At 63.4% G+C, this 23,588-nt stretch carries 22 protein-coding genes; 3 read left to right on the forward strand and 19 right to left on the reverse strand.

The features are described 5' to 3' along the window. Window positions 1–13 precede the first annotated feature (13 nt). The 3 genes from FEZ59_RS00510 to lspA are packed head-to-tail and all read right to left on the reverse strand — an operon-like array spanning window position 14 to window position 2,204. On the reverse strand, window positions 14–697 hold the full coding sequence (locus FEZ59_RS00510; RefSeq protein WP_172932069.1) for a hypothetical protein: 684 nt from the start codon (window positions 695–697) through the stop codon (window positions 14–16). Continuing rightward, window positions 694–1,620: an RluA family pseudouridine synthase gene (locus FEZ59_RS00515; RefSeq protein ID WP_007733161.1), complete on the reverse strand. Its 927-nt coding sequence runs from the start codon at window positions 1,618–1,620 to the stop codon at window positions 694–696. The genes FEZ59_RS00510 and FEZ59_RS00515 overlap by 4 nt, the downstream gene beginning before the upstream one ends. Further along, window positions 1,617–2,204, reverse strand: a complete 588-nt coding sequence (gene lspA, locus FEZ59_RS00520; protein ID WP_230091214.1) for a signal peptidase II — start codon at window positions 2,202–2,204, stop codon at window positions 1,617–1,619. The genes FEZ59_RS00515 and lspA overlap by 4 nt, the downstream gene beginning before the upstream one ends. Before the next feature lie 167 nt (window positions 2,205–2,371). On the opposite strand from lspA, the gene FEZ59_RS00525 reads away from it, so the two are divergent. From FEZ59_RS00525 to FEZ59_RS00535, 3 genes are all read left to right on the forward strand, one after another. Continuing rightward, window positions 2,372–3,298 carry a hypothetical protein gene (locus FEZ59_RS00525; protein WP_019748859.1) on the forward strand — a complete coding sequence of 309 codons (927 nt, stop codon included), beginning with the start codon at window positions 2,372–2,374 and terminating at the stop codon, window positions 3,296–3,298. Then, the gene (locus FEZ59_RS00530; protein WP_346343209.1) at window positions 3,295–4,059 is read left to right on the forward strand and encodes a sensor domain-containing protein; all 765 of its coding nucleotides are present in this window, start codon (window positions 3,295–3,297) and stop codon (window positions 4,057–4,059) included. The genes FEZ59_RS00525 and FEZ59_RS00530 overlap by 4 nt, the downstream gene beginning before the upstream one ends. Before the next feature lie 142 nt (window positions 4,060–4,201). Next, window positions 4,202–5,593, forward strand: a complete 1,392-nt coding sequence (locus tag FEZ59_RS00535; protein WP_060938912.1) for a glutamate decarboxylase — start codon at window positions 4,202–4,204, stop codon at window positions 5,591–5,593. 83 nt (window positions 5,594–5,676) lie between these two features. Here the strand turns inward: FEZ59_RS00535 and FEZ59_RS00540 are convergent, their stop codons facing one another. From FEZ59_RS00540 to murD, 16 genes are all read right to left on the reverse strand, one after another. Beyond that, entirely contained in the window at window positions 5,677–6,168 is a 492-nt protein-coding gene (locus FEZ59_RS00540; RefSeq protein ID WP_228117853.1) for a hypothetical protein, read from the reverse strand. Between the two features lie 131 nt (window positions 6,169–6,299). Next, complete coding sequence (locus FEZ59_RS00545; protein ID WP_019748863.1) at window positions 6,300–7,664, reverse strand: DNA polymerase IV; 1,365 nt, start codon at window positions 7,662–7,664, stop codon at window positions 6,300–6,302. A 36-nt stretch (window positions 7,665–7,700) separates the two neighbouring features. Further along, entirely contained in the window at window positions 7,701–8,039 is a 339-nt protein-coding gene (locus FEZ59_RS00550; protein ID WP_019748864.1) for a TfoX/Sxy family protein, read from the reverse strand. Window positions 8,040–8,107: 68 nt separating this feature from the next. Then, complete coding sequence (gene ileS / locus FEZ59_RS00555) at window positions 8,108–11,221, reverse strand: isoleucine--tRNA ligase (RefSeq protein ID WP_172932071.1); 3,114 nt, start codon at window positions 11,219–11,221, stop codon at window positions 8,108–8,110. Window positions 11,222–11,512: 291 nt separating this feature from the next. Continuing rightward, entirely contained in the window at window positions 11,513–11,827 is a 315-nt protein-coding gene (locus FEZ59_RS00560; RefSeq protein ID WP_021334087.1) for a hypothetical protein, read from the reverse strand. A 49-nt stretch (window positions 11,828–11,876) separates the two neighbouring features. Further along, window positions 11,877–12,704: a DivIVA domain-containing protein gene (locus FEZ59_RS00565; RefSeq protein ID WP_003941722.1), complete on the reverse strand. Its 828-nt coding sequence runs from the start codon at window positions 12,702–12,704 to the stop codon at window positions 11,877–11,879. Between the two features lie 126 nt (window positions 12,705–12,830). Further along, window positions 12,831–13,109 (reverse strand): YggT family protein, encoded by a 279-nt coding sequence (locus FEZ59_RS00570; RefSeq protein WP_003941780.1) that lies wholly within the window; start codon window positions 13,107–13,109, stop codon window positions 12,831–12,833. A gap of 189 nt (window positions 13,110–13,298) precedes the next feature. Then, window positions 13,299–13,949, reverse strand: a complete 651-nt coding sequence (locus tag FEZ59_RS00575) for a cell division protein SepF (RefSeq protein WP_172932072.1) — start codon at window positions 13,947–13,949, stop codon at window positions 13,299–13,301. Window positions 13,950–14,034: 85 nt separating this feature from the next. Beyond that, window positions 14,035–14,784: a YggS family pyridoxal phosphate-dependent enzyme gene (locus FEZ59_RS00580; RefSeq protein WP_019748868.1), complete on the reverse strand. Its 750-nt coding sequence runs from the start codon at window positions 14,782–14,784 to the stop codon at window positions 14,035–14,037. A 6-nt stretch (window positions 14,785–14,790) separates the two neighbouring features. Continuing rightward, window positions 14,791–15,558: a peptidoglycan editing factor PgeF gene (pgeF, locus tag FEZ59_RS00585; RefSeq protein WP_134999719.1), complete on the reverse strand. Its 768-nt coding sequence runs from the start codon at window positions 15,556–15,558 to the stop codon at window positions 14,791–14,793. A gap of 108 nt (window positions 15,559–15,666) precedes the next feature. Further along, window positions 15,667–16,854 (reverse strand): cell division protein FtsZ, encoded by a 1,188-nt coding sequence (gene ftsZ / locus FEZ59_RS00590; protein WP_003941788.1) that lies wholly within the window; start codon window positions 16,852–16,854, stop codon window positions 15,667–15,669. 258 nt (window positions 16,855–17,112) lie between these two features. Continuing rightward, window positions 17,113–17,919: an FtsQ-type POTRA domain-containing protein gene (locus tag FEZ59_RS00595; protein WP_019748870.1), complete on the reverse strand. Its 807-nt coding sequence runs from the start codon at window positions 17,917–17,919 to the stop codon at window positions 17,113–17,115. Next, complete coding sequence (murC, locus tag FEZ59_RS00600; protein WP_019748871.1) at window positions 17,916–19,424, reverse strand: UDP-N-acetylmuramate--L-alanine ligase; 1,509 nt, start codon at window positions 19,422–19,424, stop codon at window positions 17,916–17,918. Before murC ends, FEZ59_RS00595 begins: the two co-directional genes overlap by 4 nt. Beyond that, window positions 19,421–20,590, reverse strand: coding sequence for an undecaprenyldiphospho-muramoylpentapeptide beta-N-acetylglucosaminyltransferase (gene murG, locus FEZ59_RS00605; RefSeq protein WP_021334090.1), 1,170 nt, complete (start codon window positions 20,588–20,590; stop codon window positions 19,421–19,423). Before murG ends, murC begins: the two co-directional genes overlap by 4 nt. Continuing rightward, window positions 20,587–22,065 carry a putative lipid II flippase FtsW gene (gene ftsW / locus FEZ59_RS00610; RefSeq protein ID WP_020908072.1) on the reverse strand — a complete coding sequence of 493 codons (1,479 nt, stop codon included), beginning with the start codon at window positions 22,063–22,065 and terminating at the stop codon, window positions 20,587–20,589. The genes murG and ftsW overlap by 4 nt, the downstream gene beginning before the upstream one ends. After that, window positions 22,062–23,585, reverse strand: coding sequence for a UDP-N-acetylmuramoyl-L-alanine--D-glutamate ligase (gene murD, locus FEZ59_RS00615; RefSeq protein WP_021344561.1), 1,524 nt, complete (start codon window positions 23,583–23,585; stop codon window positions 22,062–22,064). Before murD ends, ftsW begins: the two co-directional genes overlap by 4 nt. Window positions 23,586–23,588 lie beyond the last annotated feature (3 nt).

The raw sequence follows: 23,588 nt of genomic DNA on the forward strand, positions 1-23,588 counted from the left end.
ACGGAACCGGAGTTCACGGGACCGGGCCGTCGTCGGGGCCGGGAGCAACGACGTCCACGTACTCCGGCAGCAAGGGACGGACGGCCGCCAACCACGGCGAGGCGTCGGACGGCAATGCTTCCACTGCACGGACATTCGACTCACGTGTAATCGCGTCCAGTCCTTCGGGAGTAGCTCGCACCAGCACGCCCACCGCGCAGGCGCACCCGGCGGACAATTGCTTCGCCGACGCGAGCGCCACCTGTTGCTGACGATCGGTGTCGCCGCCGAGCGAGATCAGTCGCGTGGCTGCAACACCGGGCGCTCTGCGCACTGCTTCGTCGTTGTCGGGCACGGGCACCGACATGAGCGGCGTCTGGACGCGCTCGATCGGAACTCGGAACATGACCCTGGACACGCGAACGCCCGAGACCTCAGCGCCCGGCACCTGAACACTGCTGGTCGACGTGATGACCTCGTCGACGGTGAGTGCCTTCGTGAACGAGACCAACGCCCACACCGGCCCGTCGACCGACGCGACAGAATCTCGCGCTCGGTCGAGGTAGTCCGGCACAGCTTCCCCACTGTCCGGACCGAGAGTGTCCGTCGTGATCGGCGGGGTCAGCACGGGATTCGCGAACCCCACGCCCACCACCGCCGCCACACCGACCACCACCGCGACGACGGCCAGCGCGGGGGTAAGCCCGCGCGGTGTCATGAGGACCGGAGAACTTCGAGTGCGTGTTCGAGGTCCTTCGGGTACTTGCTCTTGATCTCGACCCAGCGACCGTCCGCCGGGTGGGCGAAGCCGAGCGAGACTGCGTGCAGCCACTGGCGTTCGAGACCGAGCCTCTCGGCAAGTCGGGGGTCCGCGCCGTAGGTCAGGTCGCCGCAGCACGGATGGCGCAACGCCGAGAAGTGGACACGGATCTGGTGTGTGCGACCGGTTTCGAGGTGCACGTCCAGCAGACTCGCTGCCTGGAACGCCTCGATGGTGTCGTAGTGCGTGACGCTGGGCTTGCCGTCGGCCGTGACCGTGAACCGCCAGTCGTTCCCGTGGTGGCGTCCGATCGGGGCGTCGATGGTTCCGCTGCTCGGGTCGGGGTGTCCCTGCACGAGTGCGTGGTAGCGCTTGTCGATGGTCCGCTGCTTGAAAGCGCGCTTGAGCAAGGTGTATGCGCGCTCGGAGGTGGCAACCACCATGACACCCGACGTTCCGACGTCCAGACGGTGAACGATGCCCTGACGCTCGTGGGCACCGGACGTCGAGATACGGAAACCGGCCGCGGCAAGTCCGCCGATGACGGTCGGTCCCGTCCACCCGACGCTGGCGTGCGCGGCAACTCCGACGGGCTTGTCGACTGCCACGACGTCGTCGTCGGCGTAGAGGATCTCCATCCCCTCGACCGGTGTCGCCTCGATGGTCAGGGGCCGCGGCGGTTCGGGCAGGACAACCTCGAGCCACGACCCTGCGGTCAGACGATCGGACTTGCCGACCGCCACACCGTCGACGAGTACCGAGCCTTCTTCCGCGAGTGTCGCGACCACGGTGCGCGAGAGTCCGAGAAGGCGCGCGAGGCCGGCATCGACCCGCATGGCGTCGAGGCCGTCGGGCACGGGCATCGAACGGGATTCCCTCACTTGGTTTCTCCCTCGGCTGCGGCCTTCGATTCGGTGAGCTTCTTGTCGTCCGCCTTGTGATCACGCAGGCGTTCACCGTTGGGTTCGAAGCCGAAAAGAGTCAGTACGACAAGCAGGATCGCGCCACAGACGATCGCGGAATCCGCGATGTTGAACACGGGCCACCAACCGACGGAGACGAAGTCCACCACATGTCCGCGCATGATTCCGGGAGAGCGGAAGAATCGGTCGACGAGGTTACCCAGCGCGCCGCCGAGCACGAGGCCGAGACCCAGCGCCCACCACGGTGATCGGAGCGTGCGACCGATCTTGATCACACCGATGACGACACCGATGGCGACGAGGGTGAGGATCCACGTCATCGACGTCGCCATCGAGAACGCTGCACCGGGATTGCGCACCATCGTGAATGTGACCACGTCACCGATGATTTCGATCGGCTGCCCCGGCTTGACCGCGGCGACGGCCCACACCTTCGTGAGAATGTCCGAGAGCAGGATGACAGCGGCGATGGCAATGAGCATGGTCAGCCGGCGGGGCTTTGCGACCGGCGCAACCGCCAGGTCACCGTCTTCCGATTTCACGGCTTCCGGTTTCACGGTTTCGGGCTCGTCGGCCTTCGAGATTTCGGTAATCGGCTGATCCTCCGCGTTGACATCTCGGTCTGGGTGGTCTGTACTCACGCAACCATCATCCCTCATGTTCACCGCACCGGGTCACGCACTCTGCAACTGCGGCTAGCCTGGAGCGCGTGCCACTGCTGTCCACGACCGGCCGACGAGTTCCGTTCGCCCTCGCTGCCCTCGCTCTCACCACCGTTCTCACCGCTTGCGGCGACTCGGATCAACCTCCCACCACACCTACCTCGTCGCCGAGCGAAGTCACTGTTCCGGTGACCGCCGCCACCGTCGAGGTACTCGATGCGGGAAGCGAACCGCGCGAGGTGTTGCGCATGAACTTGCCTGTCGGCACCACGCAGACGGCGACGCTCGTCACCCAGGCGGTCGTGAGTCAGCAGATCGATCAACAGCCGGCACAAGATTTCTCTTCGCCGGAGATCACGATCCCGCTCTCGGCAAACGTGACCGCTGACGATCCCACCGCTGTCGTAGACCTGACGCTGTCGTCGATGACCTCGCCGGATGCAACGCTGCAGGCAGCGCTGAGCGGGGCCGACGGATCTGCGGCCGGATTGTCGGTCACGGATTCGGGCGCCATCACCGCCCTACGGTTGAAGCCGTCCGCCAACTCGGCCAATGCTGCCCGCGCTGCAATCGAACAGGCGCTCGGCCAAGCGGTCTACCGGACCGTTGCACTCCCCGACGCTCCGGTCGGTGTCGGCGCACGTTGGGTGGTTCGACAACAAGTCAGCAGTGAAATCCTGCTCGATCAGACAACCACCGTCACGCTCACCGCGCGGGAGGGCAATCGGCTTTCGCTCGCGGTGGACGTATCGCAGACCCCGCAGAGCCCGGTCTGGAACCTGGCCGGTGACGCCGGAACGCTGAACATCGATCAGTACGTCATGGCCGGCTCCGGAAACCTCACCGTCGACCTCTCACTCCCCTTGCCGATCGACGGACAGATGACCGTCGGCGGCGACCAGGCGTACGGAGATCCGGACAGTTCCTCGGTGATCCGGCAGACCATCTCCAACAGCATTCGGTGGGAATCGTGACACGCCGATCGCTCGCACTGGGCCTGACAGCAACGGCGGCACTGTTCGTCGTCACCGGTTGCGGCTCGGACGACTCTCCTAGTGCTGACACAACTACGCAGGTTTCCGCCCCACAGGTCGGCTTGACGCCGTTCACAGCTGCTCCGGCCGCATCGCTGAGCGGGGCACCTCTCGACCGTGATGCGCTGCAACGAGCCGCGCTCACCCTCTCCGAACTACCTGCGGACTTCGACATAGTTCCCGACCCGGTCGACGACCTCGGCCTCGCACCGGCGCCGGAGAGTTCGGAGGCGGACAAGTCGAGCACCGACCCCGCCGTCTGCGCCCAGGTTCTGGCGCCGATAGCCACCCAGGCTCCCGGATCGGTCGCCGACCTCTCCGACATGTTCACCGGCCCCGATTTCACGAGCATCGATCAGGACTCTGCTTCGTACGCCGACGGCACCGCGGCAGCAGCAGCTTTCGAGAAACTTCAGACCACGCTGGCCGGGTGTGCGGAGTATTCAGGAACCGATGCCGACGGAACGACAATCACCTATCGCGTCGGCGGAGCGTCGCAACCGAACGTCGGCGACGCGTCTTTCGCTTTCCGAATCATCACGGAGAGTGGCGGTTTCACCTTGGTCGCCGATGCGATCGTGGCCGCAGTCGGGACCACGTTGACCCAGGTGTCCGCAACTGCGCCGAGTCCGATCGCCCCCGACGTGCTGCACTCGATGGCATCGGCCGCCGCCGATCGCCTGCGCGCACAAACGCCCTGACAACGAGCGGATTAGTCCCGTCTCGGCCTTACGCGAATGATTCGGGACCACAGACCCTTTGACAACTGCCCGTCCACACTGAACGGTGAGAGTAGGTACGAAACAGACCAACGCGACACACTGATGTGAGGAGCCAGAGTTCATGCCGGAACCCAGAAGGTCAGATCACACCGATTACGTAGCCGTCAATCCGATCTTCTCGAGGCCTGGCGAGGATTCGGTTGCATCGAAGTACACACTCGAACCCGACGGCATGCTTCCCGAGACCGCGTATCAGATCGTCCACGACGAAACGATGCTCGACGGCAATGCGCGGCTCAATCTCGCGACGTTCGTCAGCACGTGGATGGACGATCACGCCACCAAACTGTATGCCGAGTCGTTCGACAAGAACATGATCGACAAGGACGAGTATCCACAGACCGCCGCGATCGAAACCTATTGCTGGCGCATCCTTGCCGACCTCTGGCACTCGCCCTCCCCCAAGGACGCAATCGGTACCTCGACGATCGGTTCGTCCGAGGCGTGCATGCTCGGTGGCCTGGCGATGAAACGACGCTGGCAGCACGCACGAAAAGCCGCGGGGAAGTCCACCGAAAAACCAAATCTCATCATGAGTTCCGCCGTCCAGGTGTGCTGGGAGAAATTCTGCAACTACTGGGACGTCGAGGCGCGCTACGTGCCGATCAGCGAGGAACACCGGACCCTCGACGGTCACGATCTGGACGAGTACGTCGACGAGAACACCATCGGCGTAATCGCGATCATGGGTGTCACGTACACCGGGATGTACGAGCCGGTCCTGGAAATCTCGAAGGCACTCGACGCGATCCAGGAAAAGACGGGACTCGACGTTCCCATCCACGTCGACGGCGCTTCCGGCGCAATGATCGCCCCGTTCCTACAGCCGGAACTCGAATGGGATTTCCGGCTCCCGCGCGTGCACTCCATCAACACCTCGGCGCACAAGTACGGACTCGTCTATCCCGGCCTCGGCTGGGTGGTCTGGCGGTCGCAGGATCTACTTCCCGACGACCTCGTGTTCAAGGTGAGCTACCTCGGCGGCAGTATGCCGACCTTCGCGCTGAACTTCTCGCGGCCCGGTGCTCAGGTGATCTTGCAGTTCTACTTGTTCCTGCGTCTCGGCCACGACGGCTATCGCGCGATCCAGCAGTCCTCACAGGACGTGGCGAAATTCCTCGCCGAAGGAATCGGGAAGCTCGACGCCTTCGAATTGTGGAACGACGGTTCCGACATCCCGGTCTTCGCGTGGCGCCTCGCCGAGGGCCACACGTCCAACTGGACGCTGTACGACCTGTCCGACCGGCTGCGGGGCAAGGGCTGGTTGGTGCCGGCCTATCCCATGCCGGACGATCTCTCGGATCTGACAGTGCAGCGCATCGTGGTTCGTAACGGACTGAGCATGGACCTGGCAGCCAATCTGCTGCGCATCATCGAAGAGGAAACCGCGTTCCTCGACGAACTCGACAGCCCGATGCCGCGGCCACGCGTCACCGAGGGATTCCATCACTGACGACGATCACTGCATGAAGAGCGGCCGCCGACTCCCTTTCGGGGGTCGACGGCCACTCTGGTGTTTCAGGTGTTGCGCAGAGATCAAGCAGCGCAAGCAGGCGAGGTGAGACCTGCAACGCCGACGATCTGGCAAGCGGTGGTCTTCGAGAGCTTCCAGACGCCGTCCTCGTAGACGAACGAAGCCTGCAGACCCTGCTGCAGCGGCTGGCCGTTGACGACGATGTTCAGCGAAGCTGCGGCCGTCTCGCTACCCGTGTCGGTGACCGGGTCGAGGATCTCGACCTGCGCGCCGGCAGCCTTGGCGGCAGCGGCGACCTGGTTGATCAGCTCGGGATCCTGCTCGGCGCCCTGGACGAGGTTGACCTTGTCTGCGGCCGGAACGGTCTCGTCGAGTGCCTGGGCGACCTTGCCGTTGAGCTCAGCAGACGTCGGGAGCTCGGGAGCTGCAACGTCCGTGGTGCTGGTGGTGGCCGTCGCACTCTTGGACGTCGTGGTGGGTGAGTCGGTCTTGTCATCCGAGCCACAAGCGGTCATCGTCAGGGCTGCTGCGATCGCCACGGCTGCAACGGTCATCTTCTGAAGCTTCAACTTCTCAGTCCTATCCATTCGGGTGTTCACATTCGAGCGTCAGTCGAACATCGTGCTTGCTCGAGGATCGTCGACAACATTACCCAACGGTAAGCGGAAAAAGTCTAAGGACATCCTCAGAGAAGGCTGTCGACCGCATCTGCTACCTCGAGCACCTCATCCGATTCGGCGAAGGTTTTGGCTATTCCCGTTCCGCTGGAACGGGTTTCGAAGCGAACTGTCACCACTCCGTGCCCGGCGCCTTGCACCCAACCGTGTCCGTATTCTGGATGCTTCACGTCCAAACCAGGGTGCCAGTAGCGCTGAGGGACGCGTGCGGCCACCGGAACGTCGAGTTCGGCCTCATCGAGGGCGCCCGTGAGAGTCTCGACCGGATAGCCGGGAACATCCTGATCCAACTCGGGAAAAAGTGATCCTTGCCGAACGGTGGACAAACCGGCGAATCCCACACCGACGAGGCGAATCGGCCCCAATTCCTGCGGGTCGATGACCTGTTTCTGCGCAGTCGCGACAAGGATTTGGCGGTCGATGGTGGCAAACGGCAACGTCACGGATCGCGTCAGAATGCTCATATCGGACTTCTTGAGCTTCAGTACGACGGTGCGAGCTGCTCTTCCGTCCTTCTCCAGCCTGGAAAATGCTGCGCGACCACTACTTTCGACGGCCGCGCGCAATTGTGCCATCGTGACGATGTCTGCGGCGAACGTGGATTCCGCGCTGATCTGCTTGGATTCGGCACGCTCGGCGACCGGCCGATCGTCGATCCCCTGCGCGAGCCGATGCAACCCCGGTCCGACAGTGGTTCCGAGTATCGACGCCACCTCCGCTATGGGAGTGCGGGCAAACCCTCCGATGGTTTCGATTCCGAGACGCTTGAGCTTTTCCTCGGCAACAGGACCGATCCCCCACAGCTTTCGCACCGGAAGAGGATCGAGCAACTCGTGCTGCATCCCGGGAGGAATCACTGCGACGCCGTCGGGCTTTGCCAGTCCCGACGCGATCTTGGCGACCTGCTTACCTGCGCCGGCACCGATCGAGGCGACCAACCCGGTCTCGGCTTTGATCAACGCCCGCAGGTCCTCGCAAAACGCGCGGACCTCGTCGGCGCCGACTCCGGCCAATTCCACTGGTTCGCCGAAGGCCTCGTCCACCGACAATTGCTCGAGGATCGGCATACGAAGGCGCAACGCGTCGAAGGTGCGTTTACTCAGAACCGAATACAACGACATCCGCGGTGGCAATACCACCGCTCCGCCACCGACCATCCGGCGTGCTTGGTGCATCGGCATCGCCGAACGCGCACCGAAAACTCTCGCTTCGTAACTTGCCCCGGCCACCACTCCGCGCCCGCCCAAGCCGCCGACCAGCACCGGCCGACCTCGCAGCGTGGGACGAGTCAACTGCTCGGCGGAAGCGAAAAACGCATCCATGTCGAGATGCAGCACCCACCTGCGACTTCGTGTGGGATCACCTTGATTCATCGGGCGTTACGGTTCTCTCAAAAGTAGGTGCAGAATTTACGTCCGCGCCTTCTTCTTGGGCGACTTCTTCTTCGGCAGGGGTAGTACGTCGGCAGTCCGTTGAATGAAGGCGTGCAGGTGATCGAGGTCCTGCAACCGGTCCTCCGTCACCCGGTAGTAATCCTTCGCTCCCGGGTACGGCGGCGCCAGATCCGCCTCTGATCCGAACTCCGCACTGACCTCGGTGGGTTTGACGAACAGAACGTCTCCGCAGATCAAGCCCACGACCTTCTCGTCGCAATACAATCCGTACTCGCCGAACATCGCCCTTGCCCGCACGTCGAGCGGTTCCAACTGCTCGAGAATGCGCGCCACGGTTTCCTTGCTCGTACTCATGAGAGCAAACTACTCCGGCACCCCGACATACAGACATTCATCGGGGAGCCGGAGTAGTTACGGCGGTATTAAACCTTCGTGATCGCGGCGCGGATACCGTCACCGAGATCGACGGCGTCGTCTCCCGCTTCACCCACCGAGAACGAGGTGGCCAGAACCTCACCGGCGATCAATTCGCGATGACGCTCCGCCCACTCCTTGCAGTCCTGCGGAACCTCGAGTACGACGTTGATCCGGTCCGAGACGTCCAAACCGGCGGCACGACGCGCATCCTGCAACTGACGGATACGGTCCTTCGCCCAGCCCTCGGCTTCGAGTTCCTCCGTCACGACGGAATCGAGTACGACGAGTCCCGCACCGTCTGGCAATGCCGCCGTCGAATCAGGCTCGGCTGCAACCAGTTTCTGCGTGTACTCCTCGGGCAGCAGTTCGATGCCCGCCGCAACTACGACGCCGTCCGCGTTCTCGGTCCAGTCGCCCGCCTTGACCGCCTTGATGACAGCCTGAACGGACTTGCCCAGACGCGGTCCTGCAGCACGCGCGTTGACCGCGATCTCGAAGCGCCCGTGCACGTCGACGTCATCGGTCAGATCGACCTTCTTGACGTTGACCTCGTCGGCAATCAGTCCGAGGAACGGACGCAGACGCTCGGCATCCGGCGCCGCAACCGTGACCTCGGGCAGCGGAAGACGAACTCGCAGATTCTGCGCCTTGCGCAGGCTCAGCACCGTGGAGCACACGGTCCGGACGTCGTCCATCGCCGCTACCAGCTCGGGGTTCGCGGGGAGCTCCGACGCCTCCGGCCAATCAGCCAGGTGAACCGAGCGCTCCCCGGTCAACCCGCGCCAGATCACCTCGGACACCAGCGGCAACAGCGGCGCAGCGAGACGCGTCACGACCTCGAGCACTGTGTGCAGGGTGTCGATCGCGTCGCGATCCTCGTCCCAGAACCGCGAACGAGACCGTCGCACATACCAGTTGGTGAGCGCATCACAGAACAACCGAAGCTCGTCGCACGCGCCGGCGATGTCGTTGACCTCGAGGGCCTCGGTGATCACGTCGCGGGTGGTAGCGAGCTTGGCCAGGATGTACTGATCGAGGATGTTCTCCGAATCGGTACGCCACACACCGGATTCCGGCGCGTACAACTGCAGGAAGCTCCAGGCGTTCCACAGCGGGAGCAACGCCTGACGTACGCCTTCGCGGATGCCCTGCTCGGTCACGATGAGGTTTCCGCCGCGCAAGATCGGCGAAGACATCAGGAACCAGCGCATGGCATCGCTGCCGTCGCGGTTGAACACCTCCTTCACGTCCGGGTAGTTGCCCTTGGACTTGCTCATCTTCAGTCCGTCGTCACCGAGCACGATGCCGTGCGCAGCAACGGTTTTGAACGCCGGACGATCGAAGAGTGCGGTTGCCAGCACGTGCAGCGTGTAGAACCAGCCGCGAGTCTGCCCGTTGTACTCGACGATGAAATCGCCCGGGAAATGGCCCTCGAACCATTCACGGTTCTCGAATGGGTAGTGCACCTGCGCGTACGGCATCGAACCGGATTCGAACCAGCAGTCGAGCACCTCGGGAACGCGGCGCATCATCGACTTCCCGGTCGGGTCGTCGGGGTTCGGGCGGACCAGGTCGTCGATCATCGGGCGATGCAGATCGGTCGGCCGCACGCCGAAGTCTGCCTCCAACTGATCGAGCGATCCGTACACGTCCGTACGCGGGTACTGCGGATCGTCCGACACCCACACCGGGATCGGGCTGCCCCAGTAACGGTTTCGGCTGATGTTCCAGTCTCGTGCACCTTCGAGCCACTTGCCGAACTGACCGTCACGGATGTGCTCGGGCACCCACGTGATGTCCTTGTTCAGCTCGACCATGCGATCTCGGAACTTGGTGACCGCGACGAACCACGAGGGAACCGCCATGTAGATCAGCGGCTGCCCACTGCGCCAACTGTGTGGGTACGAGTGCTCGATCGTCTCGTGCCGCAGCAGCTTTCCGGCAGCCTTGAGGTCCTTGATGATGACAGGGTTGGCGTCGAACACCATCAGACCCTCGTACGGCGGAACCATCGAGGTGAACTTTCCACCCGGATCGAGCGGCTGTACGACCTCGATACCGTTGGCCGTGGCCACGTCCATATCCTCTTCACCGAAAGCCGGTGCGAGGTGGACGATTCCGGTTCCGGAGTCGGTTGTCACGTAGTCCGCCGAGAGCACGACGTGCGCATTCGGATGTCCGAGGAAGAAGTCGAACGGCGGAGTGTACGACAGTCCGACCAGCTCGGCGCCCTTGTGACGGGAAACGACCTCGGGGTCCTCCCCCAGCTCACGTGCGTAATGAGCTACCCGTGCTTCTGCGAGCACGTACCGCTTTCCGTCCTCGCCGAGCACCTGGACGTAGTCGACCTCGGGATGAACCGCAGTGGCCAAGTTGGACGGCAGTGTCCACGGAGTCGTGGTCCAGATGATCGCGTTTGCGCCGTCGAGGGGTGAACCCGGAGCGACCAGCGGCATGTCGACCGTGACTGCAGGATCCTGACGCATCTTGTACGCATCGTCGAGGCGAGTCTCCTGATTGGACAGTGGAGTCTGCTCGTACCAGCTGTAGGGCAGCACACGGAAGCCCTGATAGATCAGGCCCTTGTCGTGCAGCTCCTTGAAGGCCCACATGACGGACTCCATAAAGTCGACGTCCAGGGTCTTGTAGTCGTTGTCGAAATCGACCCAGCGCGCCTGGCGGGTGACGTAGTCACGCCACTCGTCGGTGTACTTGAGCACCGAGGCCTTGCAGTACTCGTTGAACTTGGCCAGACCCATGACTTCGATCTCGGCCTTGTCCTTGATGCCGAGCTGCTTCTCCGCTTCGAGCTCTGCCGGAAGGCCGTGGCAATCCCAGCCGAAGCGTCGTTCGACCTTGCGTCCACGCATTGTCTGGAAGCGCGGCACCAGGTCCTTGACGTACCCCGTCAGCAAGTGGCCGTAGTGCGGCAAACCGTTTGCGAATGGCGGTCCGTCGTAGAAAACGAACTCTTCGTTACCGTCCCGATTGGAAACCGACGCACGGAAGGTGTCGTCGTCGTCCCACTGTTTCAGGACTTTCTGTTCCAGTTCGGGGAACTTGACTCCGGTGTCGGCGGGGACACCGTAGTCGACTTTGGGATACCCGTTACTCGCCATGGCGATCTCCTCGTGCCAGTCGGACTCGGCACGGGGACGACGTGACGCTTGTGCGCCGACACCGCGGTACCACCCCGTTTGCACCCCGCAGATCCGTGCTTTCACACCGGATCTCGAGCTGCCACTCGATCGAGCTGTGACGGGCTCACCCGTTCGGTTCTACTGGGTCCTCGACACGTACGAAAGCGTCGACAACCGTTCTTCCGAAAGCTCCCCGGTGATTGCCGGATCACAGCCTGGTATTCGTGTTGGACAGTCTAATACTCGTCCTGGACCTTGTCGGAACTCGCCCTAGGTCTTGTCGGGGGCACCCGGCGACCCGCCGTGGTTTCCCTGATTGTCGTCGTTGGCAGTAGCTGCATCATCGGTCGAGGAATCCGAGGAACTCTCGACTCGACCGTAAGGCGACGACACGCCGCTGCCCGACATCGGGTCATCCAACGAAGGAACCGCCTTCCTGCTGGTCAGCGCACTGACCAGCAGGAGGACGGCACCTGCTACACAAATCGCGATACATGCCCACGCCCAGATCAGCGACCCTGTGGTCAGGGCAACGATCAGGAGAGCGAAGCCAACTCCCGCGAGAACCAACGTCACGACCAGCACGTATCAACCTTTGTCCGGTCCGATAGCTGAGCCGACGAGGCGCTCTCGGTCAGCTGTTTCCCTTGGCGAAGGACGGGCTGTAGGAATCCTGTCCACCGTCGACCGGAACGGCCGAGCCACGCTGTTCGAGCTCTTCGAGCTGCGATTCCAGGTAGGACTTCAGGCGCACCCGGTACTCACGTTCGAACGTCTTGAGCTGCTCGATACGGCCCTCGAGGACCGAACGCTGCTGGTTGATGGTCGCCATGATTTCGGTGTGCTTCTTCTCGGCGTCTGCCTTGAGAGCGTCTGCCTTCTCCTGAGCCTGGCGAAGCTGGGTCTCGGAGCGAGTCTGAGCGTCGGTCAGCATTGCCTCCGACTTGTTGCGCGCATCCGCGATCATGCCGTCGGCCTTGCTGCGAGCCTCGCTCATGAGCTGCTCGGAGTTGGTGCGAGCACTGCCGAGCAGCTGCTCGGATTCGGTCTTGGCATCGTTGGTGAGGCGATCCGCCATCTCCTGAGCCAGTCCGAGGACCTTCGCGGCCTGCATGTGGGTGTCGCCACTCTGCGGCGCTGCAACGGCAGCGGCGGCGGGAACCGGAGCTGCAACGGGTGCAGGCTTGGGCGGTTCGACAACCCGAGCGGGCTCCGGCTTGGGCTGCGCTGCGACGGGTGCTGCCTGCTGAGCAGGTGCCGGCGACTTCTTGGCAGCCGCGAGCTCCTGATCCAGCTCACCTACGCGCTGGCGCAGGTCCGCATTCTCTTCGATGAGCTGCGACAGCGCCTGCTCGACGAGGTCGAGGAATGCGTCGACCTCGTCCTCGTTGTAGCCACGCTTGCCGATAGGCGGCTTGCTGAACGCAACGTTGTGCACGTCAGCTGGAGTCAGTTGCGGCATGGAAGGATCCCTTCACGCGTCATTTGGCGGTCTAGCAAGCATTCAGTTGCAACACAGTCTACGTAGTGGCGAACCACCGGATGAGTTATGGCTTCCATTCTGGCATACCACTCACTCGGACTGCGCTCAGCGAACAACCGACATCAGGATGATGACGATGAAAAGCAAGACCATGATGGATAGATCCAAGCGAACTCCACCGAGGTTGATCGGGGGGATCAACCTGCGGAGCAGTTTCACCGGAGGATCGGTGATCGTAAAAATGGTTTCGAGAATGACTGCGACCAATCCGGTCGGTCGCCAATCTCTGGCAAACGAACGAACGAACTCGACGATCACTCTGCCGATCAGCAACAGCCAGAAGACAACCAGCACCAGATAGATCACAGAGAGAAGCGCGTCCACACCCTCACTCTGCCTGACTTCTGCGGTGTGTCCAAAACAGACACACCGCAGCAATTCCGGAACCGGCCCGCATCGAGTCCGTCTTGTAACGGCCGGCGATGGGTCCGAATGCGGCGTCCGCCGAGACGGGCCGCCGTTCGAATGTGCTCACGTCACCCCTGCTCAGGGGCCGGACTGCGGTCGAGACCATCATTTCTGGCTGTAGAAACCCGTCTCCGCGATACGACGGCGTTCCTCGGCGGAAACGTCGATGTCAGCCGGTGAGAGAAGAAACACTTTGGTGGCTACCTTGTCGAAAGAACCACGCAATGCGAACGCCAGGCCGGCCGCGAAATCGACCAGACGCTTCGCGTCGGCGTTGCTCATGTCGACCAGATCCATGATGACGGGAGTGCCGTCGCGGAACCGCTCACCGATGGTGCGGGCCTCTGCGTAGCTCTGCGGACGCAGTGTCGTGATCTTGGCGAGCGGGCCGCCGTCATCGACAACAGGCGCACGTCGCGCTTCGGGACGCTCTGCACGGGCGTCGACCGCGAGGTTTCCACGGCTTGTCGGACGCGGCGCCATCGCCGGGCGGCTACTGCGGCTGGGAACGGTGTCGACGCGGGGCCGGGAATCGTAGCGATCGAACTCCGCGTCCTCTTCGTCACGACGACTGGGCGCGTAGCTCGCCTTCGAGAAGGCAGGTTCGACGAACTCGCGGTCGTCGCGCTCGGCATAGCCGTCGTGACTACGACGGGGTGCGCGGCGAGCCTGATCGGGCTCCTCCACGTATTCGTCCTCGTAGTCATCGAGGGGAACCATGCCGAAGTAAGCCTTGAACTTATGCAGGTTGCTCATTGATCGACCTTCCTTGGCGCGGCGGAATCAATCCGACTGCGACCGGTCGCAGCGGTGTGGACGGGTTGGGCGATCACCTGAGCGATCACCTCGAGATTACTGGTCGTGAGCCGAGCAGTGCGGTTCCGACACGCACGCACGTTGATCCGTGGCGCACTGCGGCCTCCAGATCACCGGTCATGCCAGCCGAGAGTTCGGTTGCCCGAGGATGCGATTCGAGAATCAAAAGATGTGCCCTGCGGAGGATTTCGAACTGCTCGTCCGGATCTGATCCAAGTGGCGGGACGGCCATCAGTCCCGCAAATTCGAGACCTTCGGCTGATTCGATCCGCTCGGCGAGAGGAGTTAGCTCTCCCGTGGGAACTCCGCCACGCGCAGGGTCTCCGTCGAGACTTACCTGGATGAGCACCCGCAGCGGCGCTTTACGCTCCCCGTCGGACAAAGCTCCGAGCGCCGCCCGATCGAGTGCATCGGCCAGTCGTGCACTGTCCACCGAGTGAATTGCGTAGGCCCACTTCGCTACCGAACGCGCTTTGTTGCGCTGCAACTGCCCGATCATGTGCCAACGAACCGGATCGTCGATCGCGCCGCTCTGAGCAGCGCCGTCGAAGTCCGCGACCTTCTCCACTGCTTCCTGCTCACGAGACTCACCGAATTCACGGCAACCCAGTTCGTACAGGATTCGGGCGTCGGACGCCGGAAAGAATTTGGTAACTGGCAGCAGTGCTACGTCGGAAACTTCACGACCGGCGGCAAGGCAGGCGGCCGCCAGCCGCGCACGCACCGAGTCGAGTGCCGTCGATATTTCTGTCAGCCGCATATCCGTCTGGCGCATTTCTGCCTAGACGGTTTCCTGCGCTGCGGGCGCTTCCATCCAGATCACTGCAGCTTGACGCCCGGTCAGAGATTCTCGGCGATGACTGAACAACGCGCGATCCTCGATCGTGCACCGCGGGTCCTCGGCAACACCGGACACACCCGCGGCGAGCAGCTGCTTACGCAGTCCCGCACGCAGATCGAGTCCCGGCGTGCCCTTCTCGGTGCGAGTTGCGCTGCCCGGCAAGTGCTTTTCCACGTCCGCACGCATCGCGGCGGGAACCTCGTACTGGCGTCCGCTCGCTGCCGGGCCGAGGAAGGCACCGATACGTGAGACGTCCGCGCCCTGTCGCACCATCTCCGCGAGGACACGCGGGACGATACCGATGCGGGCACCGATCCGTCCCGCATGAACTGCCGCGATCACACCGGCCTCCTCGTCGGAGAGCAGAACGGGAACACAGTCTGCGCTGAGGGTGGCGAGCGCCAGGCCGGGAACGGTGGTGACCAGAGCGTCCGTCACGGGAATCACTTCGTCGGTCGGTTCCGTCACGACAGTGACGTTGCGCGAGTGGATCTGTTCCATCCACACGAGATGGTCAGGCTCGACGCCTATTTCGCGTGCCAGACGACGGCGATTCACCTCGACGGCTGCCGGATCGTCTCCGACGTGATCGCCGAGATTGAACGACTCGTACGGCGACGCGGAAACACCACCGGCTCGGCTGGTCACGACGCGGCGAATGCGGGTGCGGGTGGTCGACTTCTCGGTACTCAAGATAAGTGTGCTCACAAACGTCGAAAGTTGTCGTCCGGCTCAGACGTGACCGGACATCCAGTCAAGAACAGGGTACCCAGAAATTCCGGGCACCCTGTTCTCGAAACTGTTTGTAGCCCTGCGTCAGCGACGCATGAAGACAGGCACATCGACGTCGTCGTCGCCCTCGTCTTCCTGGACCGGCGCATGGCGTGGGCCACCGATCGGAGGCAAGCTACCCGAACCCGTCGTCTCGCGCGCTGCGGAAATCGGCTGCTCGCCAGCAGGTTCGGCGGCCACCGGTGACCGGCCGACCTCACCCGCGCGCCCGGCGCCGATAGCTCCACGTCCCTGTGCGGTCGACTCCACGGGACGACGAGCCGGAGCTCCTCCGTCGAATCCCGCAGCGATGACCGTCACACGAACCTCGTCACCGAGTGAATCGTCGATGACCGTTCCGAAGATGATGTTGGCGTCGATGTGCGCGGCTTCCTGCACCAGCGAAGCCGCCTCGTTGATCTCGAACAGACCCAGATCGCTACCGCCGGCAATCGACAGGAGCACGCCGCGGGCGCCTTCCATCGACGCTTCGAGGAGAGGCGAATTGATCGCAGATTCCGCCGCCTTGATCGCGCGTCCCTCACCACGTGAGGATCCGATGCCCATCAACGCACTGCCTGCACCGGACATGACACCCTTGACGTCCGCGAAGTCGACGTTGATCAGACCCGGAGTGGTGATGAGGTCGGTGATGCCCTGGACACCGTTGAGGAGAACCTCGTCGGCGCTGCGGAAGGCGTCCATGAGGCTGACGGCCGCGTCACCCAGCTGGAGCAGGCGATCGTTGGGAATGACGATCAGCGTGTCGCAGGACTCGCGGAGCGCCTGGATTCCGGTATCCGCCTGTCCCCCACGACGCTTGCCCTCGAAGGAGAACGGCCGAGTCACGACGCCGACGGTGAGTGCGCCCAGCTTCCGGGCGATGCTTGCCACGACAGGGGCACCACCGGTTCCGGTGCCACCACCCTCGCCTGCGGTCACGAACACCATGTCGGCGCCCTTGATGACCTCTTCGATCTCGTCCTTGTGATCTTCGGCTGCCTTGCGACCCACTTCAGGGTCAGCACCGGCGCCGAGGCCACGGGTCAATTCACGACCGACGTCGAGCTTGACGTCGGCGTCACTCATCAGAAGGGCTTGCGCGTCCGTGTTGACCGCGATGAACTCGACTCCCTTGAGTCCCTGTTCGATCATGCGGTTGACTGCGTTCACGCCGCCGCCGCCGATGCCGACGACCTTGATTACGGCGAGGTAGTTGTGCGGGGGCGTCATCGGCTCTCGCCTTCCGTGTCGTGTTTCACGCTGTTTGTCAGTGCTGCTGTCTTTTTACTGCTGCTGTATTTGTAACTGCTGGTGTATTTGTTACTGCTGGTGTTCGAGATAAACTCTAAACCTCAACCACAGGGTTAGAGTTATGTCAAGTATTCGATCTGAAACGAAACGCTATGCACCGTCGTCGCGTTCCGCCATTAGGCGCGCCGAGACACACCGAAGTATTTGCCACGCACCGGCGCACGGGTGCACCGTGCGCTATCGGACCGTCGGAAGATCAGGACTGGACACGTCGTACGTCTGCCCCGGTTGAGTCAACAGAGGAAGCGTCACGGCAGCCTTACGATCCGAGTGCTCGACACCGCCCCAGTTTACGACGCGACCGTCGAGCAGAGTCAGCGTGACACTCGAAATCGACCGAGCGGCAACCTCTCCCACCTGAAATCTCAGATCCGGCGGCAACACCGACAACACCTCGAGCGCGGCAAGCGTCGGCTCGTCGTTCCATCCCGGCGTCGGTGTCACCAGACGCGGAACCCCCGGCGGCGGGACGCCCATCTCGAAGTCGACACCCTTCTCGTCCAGCAGGTGTGCCCCCTCGGGTGAGTCGACGAAGACAACCGGTACCCGTTCGGTCACGGTGACGCGAATGGTCGACGGATACATCCGCTGCACTCGGGCGGAGGCCACCTTCGGAATCGTCGCTACACGTGCGGCTGCCGCACCGGTGTCGACCCGCATCAACGGCTGACCGGTCGGTACTGCCAGGAGCGAAAGGATCTGTTCCTCACTGACCGTCGTCGCACCGAGAACTTCGGTGCCCCGGACCGAGAGCACCGGAGACAACCAGGCCGTCAGCGCAATTCCCACCACCAGCACGATTGCCAGCGGTGCCACGATCAGCGGTCGCTTGAACCACTTACGAGTCGGCGTGGGTTCGGGAGCCGGCTCCGTCGACCGCGTCGAGTATCGCGATTCGGTGCGAGTACTGCGCCGACGCGTACTGGTGGCTCGCCTGGCCTGAGGATCTCGACGCCCGCGACGACTTCGTGCGTCGGGTGTCATCGCGGCGCGGGATGCGGCGCCGAACGCAAAGCATCGAGGATCTGTTTGCCGAGCATGGTCACGTCACCGGCGCCCATCGTGATGACGATGTCGCCGGGGTGAGCCAACGCCGCCACCTGCTTCGGTGCCTGCGACAGATCGGGTTGATAGTGAACAGGTTTGGTGACCGATTGAGCGACAAGCGCACCGCTGACTCCCGGCATCGGCTCTTCGCGAGCACCGTAGACATCGAGAACCACTACCTCGTCGGCCAAGTCCAGTGCCTGCGCGAACTCCACGGCAAATGCCGCTGTGCGCGAATAGAGGTGAGGTTGGAAGACCACGATCACACGTCCGGCTGCCGAATTGGTCGACGACGAATCATCTTCCGGTCGAACCAGATCCGCGGCCGCGCCGAGAACCGCGCGAACTTCGGTCGGATGGTGGGCGTAGTCGTCGAACACCCGGACACCGCGCTCGCGGCCGGTGAACTGGAAGCGGCGGTGGACGCCACCGAATCCGGCGAGCCCCTCGACGATCTCCTCGGTCTCGGCGCCCGCATCACGGGCGGCCAGCAGGGCGGCAAGTGCGTTGAGCGCCATGTGCCGACCCGGCACTGCCATCCGCACGGTTCGCGCGGCGCTCTCGCCGGCCAGTTGGAACTGCAGGACTCCCCCGACGTCGTGTGCATGGAAGCCCAGTAGTCGGACTCCGACCTCGACGCCGTCGACAGGTTCGAAGGCAGTGCCCGCTTCTACTTCCTGCGCATCCGCTGATCCGTAACCGAGCACACGGATGTCCGAACGACCCGAGGCCACGATTCGCTTCGCGAGATCCGCAGATCCCGGATCGTCGAGGCAAGCAATCAGAAGTCCACCCGGACGTAGCTTGTCGACAAAATCGTCGAACACCTTCACATACGCTTCGACGCTGCCGAAGTAGTCGAGGTGATCGGCCTCGATGTTGGTCACGACGATCACGTTGGGGTCGTACTGAAGCAGCGACCCGTCGCTCTCGTCGGCCTCGGCGACAAAGACGTCACCGCTGCCGTGATGGGCATTCGTGCCCGCCTCGTTGAGTTCGCCGCCAACGGCAAACGAGGGGTCGAAACCGCAGTGCTGCAGGGCGACCACGAGCATCGACGTCGTCGACGTCTTGCCGTGTGTACCCGAAACCAGGAACGTGCGATTGCCCTGCATGAGTGATGCAAGGACAGCCGGCCGAAGAATCACCGGGATTCCGCGGCGAGCGGCCTCGACGAGTTCCGGGTTGTCCTTCGGGATAGCTGCGTGCGTCGTGACGACGACGGTCGGTCCACCTGGCAGCAGGTCGAGAGCATCGGCGTCGTGGCCGATCCGGACCTGTGCCCCGCGTGCACGAAGCGCCAGGACTCCTCGGCTCTCCTTGGCGTCCGAACCCGAGACAAGGCCCCCGCGGGAAAGCAGAATTCGAGCGATGCCGGACATACCGGCACCGCCGATTCCGACCATGTGTACTCGCTCGAGGTGGGCGGGCAGCGCGGTCATCGGTTTCCCCTTGCATTTTCCTGGACGGCGTTTTCCTTTGCCGCGATGTCGAGCACGATCCGTGCGATCTCTGTTGCCGCCGTGCGGTGCCCGACATTGGCAGCGCCACTGCTCATCTTGTCGAGACGCGCGCTGTCGCTCAGCATCGGGACGACGGTGCCGGCGACGAACGTCGGCGTGAGCTCGTTGTCGGAGACGATGATCGCGCCGCCAGCTGCGACAACGGGTTTCGCGTTGAGTTCCTGTTCACCGTTGCCGTGCGGCAGCGGAACGTAAACGGCCGGTAGTCCGACCGCCGAGACCTCGGCGACCGTCATCGCGCCCGAACGACAGATCGTCGCGTCGGCTGCGGCATACGCGAGATCCATCCGCGAAAGATAAGGTACAGCCACATACGGTGCCGTCTCCGAGTACTGCGTGACCTCGAGGGAGTTCTTGGGTCCGTGTGCGTGAAGGACCGAGATCCCGGCCTTCGCCAGTTCTTCCGCTGCTCCGGACACCGCGTCGTTGAGCGACTTCGCGCCTTGCGATCCGCCGAAGACGAGCAGAACGGGACCGTCCTGAGGCAGTCCGAAGTACTCGCGAGCTTGCGAGCGGAGTCCCGCTCGATCGAAATTGGCGATCGACGCGCGAACCGGGATGCCGACGATCTCGGCGTCCTGATCGCCGCGGTTCTTCACTCCGGAACCCGGAACAGCAGCAAGCACCCGCGTCGCCAGGCGAGCACCGATCTTGTTCGCGATGCCGGCACTGGCGTTCGCCTCGTGGATGACGATCGGAATCTTGCGGCGGCGCCGAAGAACACCGCCACGTGCGGCAAGATACGCCGGAAGCGCGACGTAACCACCGAAACCGACGATCACGTCGGCGTCGACGGAATCGAGTACCTCACGGGTCTTGCGCACCGAGGCGAGGATGCGTGTCGGCAGTTTGACGAGATCCATCGTGGGCTTACGAGGAAGCGGAACCGGCGGAATGAGCTCGAGTATGTACCCGCGGGCAGGCACCAAGGTGGTTTCGAGACCACGTGCTGTCCCGAGTGCGGTGATCCTGGTGTCGGGCTGAGCGGCCTTGACCGCGTCCGCGACCGCAAGTGCGGGTTCGATGTGACCAGCCGTGCCTCCCCCTGCCACCACTACCGACAGAGCCGATTTGTTGCCGCTCACCTACGAATTCCTCGCTCTCGAACTTCTCGTGGATCTTGTGCCCTACGTGTCGGCGCCTGCCGACGCTGACCATTCTGCCCTCCCGCGGTGCGCTTCCGTGACCCAGCGGCCGCACCTCGGTTGGAATCCGAGGAAGGGCGAGCGCCTTGATCTGCCCGCTTGCGTCGATCGCCCGTCTCGATCGCGCGCCGGCCGTCGCGTCCGCGTGCCGGTTCGATCTGTCGTGCGGGCTTCGGTCGACGGATAGGCCGGCCCCCTGACGGCGGGTGGTACAGCACCGGCTTGGGCAGTCTGAGCAACTTCGAGATCTTGCCGTCCTGCCCGGAGTTCAGAGCGGCAACTGCTTCTGGCTCGTGGCGCGCTGCATTGGCGATGACCCCGAACATGAACAGCGTGATCGCCAAGGACGAACCACCGGCGGAGACCAAGGGCAACTGGAGTCCGGTCACCGGTAGCAGTCCGATGACGTAACCGATGTTGATCATCGCCTGGCCGACGATCCAGGTAGTTGCGGTGGCCGACAGGAGCCGCCAGAACGGATCGATGCTGCGGGCTGCGATCCGCAATCCCGTGTACACGAATACAGCGAACAAACCGATCACCACAGCGCAGCCGACAAATCCCAGCTCTTCGCCGATGATCGCGAAGATGAAGTCGTTGTGCGCGTTCGGTAGGTAGTTCCATTTGGCGACGCTCTGCCCGAGTCCGCGACCGAAAAAGCCGCCGTCTGCGAGCGAATACAAGGCCTGCTTGGCCTGATAGTTGTTGCCCTGCAGGTCATCGCTCTTGTTGAAGAAGGCCTGGACTCGGTCGGATCGATACCCGGCCGTCATGGCCAGGACAGCGGCGCCGACAACGCCTGTCAGCGCTATCGAGCCGAAGAGTTTCAGTGGAAGCCCACCGAACCACAGCAAGGCCCCGACGATGATTCCCAGTGCGATGGTCGTACTGAGGTTCGGCTGCGCGACGACCAAGGCGAAGACCAGCATCGCAGCGGGCACGAGCGGAATCAGGATCGACTTCACGGATCGGTCGTCCGGACGCCTCGAGGCCAACAGATGCGCGCCCCAGATCGCCAAGGCGACCTTCATGATTTCCGATGGTTGCACCGAGAATCCACCGACGTTGAACCAGCGACGCGCACCCTGCGCTTCGGTGCCGATTCCCGGAATCAGGACGAGTACCAGCATGATCAGCACGACGACGAACAGCGGAAACGAATACTGCCGGAGCACTCTCGCCGGGATCCGCAGCGCGACGTAGAAGAGCACCGCCCCGAGAATCGCGAAGATCAACTGCTGGGTGAACAACGAATATGCCGAGCCACCGGACACGTACTGCTCGACGCTCGACGCCGACAGAACCATCACGAGCCCCAAGACAGTCAACATCGTGGCAATCGTCACCACCAGGTGGAACGACGCCAACGGCCGCGCCAACCAGGCACCGATTCGGGTCTTGGGACCCTTGGTCATCGCAAGTTCCCGGCTTGGCCAGGCGAATCCGTGAACGGATCGGGTAATGCGGCTACGGCGGCGGCGAAACTGTCACCACGATGTCCGTAGCTGGCGAACATGTCCAAGGACGCGGCGGCCGGGGCAAGTACAACTGCATCACCGGGGGACGCCAACTCGGCAGCTTCGACGACCACTGCGGCCATGACGGCATCCGCGTCGGCACCCGACGGCAGCCGGATGGTGAGAGTCGAGTTGCTGCTGTTTTCGCTCACCGCTTCATCGTCCCCCGACAGCACGTGCACCACGGGAACATCGGGCGCGTGTCGCGCCAGCGCGTCCTCGATCACACCGGCGTCACGGCCGAGAAGAACGGCGCCGGACAGTCTCGGTCCCACTTCGCTCACCAACTGCTCGACGCTTGCGCCCTTGAGCAGACCGCCTGCAACCCAGACGACGCGGTCGTGCGCGAGTATCGACGGCCTGGCTGCGTGCGGATTGGTGGCCTTGGAATCGTCGATGTACACAACGGACCCGACACGACCGACCAGGGCCCCTCGGTGTGGGCCGACCTTGTGTGCGGCCAGACCGCGTTCGACGACGTCGGCCTCGAATCCGAGTGCCCGCGCCAAAGCGGCAGCGGCCAGCGCGTCCATGACGCCTGCCGGGCCGGCCGGATCTATGGAAGCTGCTTCGGCCAGGCGGACGTGATCGCCGAAAGCGTTGTCCACGAGGTGTCCCGCTTCGACACCCAGTTCTCCTTCGCCCGGTTCACCCAATCTGAACCCGGTGACAATGTCTGCAGTTGCGCGAGTTCCCAGTTCGGAAGCGATTGCGTCATCGAGGCCGACCACCGCGACCTTTCCACTCAGCGCCCGCGACTTTGCCTCGGCGTACGCGCTCATTCCGCCGTGCCAGTCGAGGTGATCCTCGGCGACATTGAGGACGACGCCGGCATCCGGACGCACCGAAGGCGCCCAGTGCAATTGGAAAGACGACAGTTCGACAGCGAGGTACTCCACGCGCGGCGACGTCTCGGCGAGTGCGTCGAGTATCGGAAGCCCGATGTTCCCGCAGGCTCGGCCGACAACTCCGGCGGCGTCGAGAATCGACGCCAGCATCGACGTCGTCGTGGTCTTGCCGTTCGTCCCCGTCACGACGAGCCACTTACGGGGACCGCCGAAGTGCCCGCTGTGGTCGACGCGCCACGAGAACTCGACGTCTCCCCAGATGGGAATCCCGTGACCGGCGGCCGCTGCAAGGATCGGTGCATCGGGCCGAAAGCCCGGACTGGTGACGACGAGCCCGTACTCGGTGATCGAATCCGGAGCATCCTCGATCGAGGTGGTGGTCACCATGTCCGCGCCGAGCTCGGCGCAGCGCTCCGCGAAGTCCAAGGTCGAATCGGCGACCGTCACGACAGCACCAAGAGCGACGAGAGGTTCGATGGTCGCTTGACCGGACACCCGCCCTCCGGCGACCAGCACTCGCGTACCGCGGAGCCAGGACAGGTCGTTCTCGGAATCCGCTGAGCTGGTCATGGT

The organism is Rhodococcus sp. MS13 (genome assembly GCF_013277835.1).
Classification (GTDB): Bacteria; Actinomycetota; Actinomycetes; order Mycobacteriales; family Mycobacteriaceae; genus Rhodococcus_F; species Rhodococcus_F erythropolis.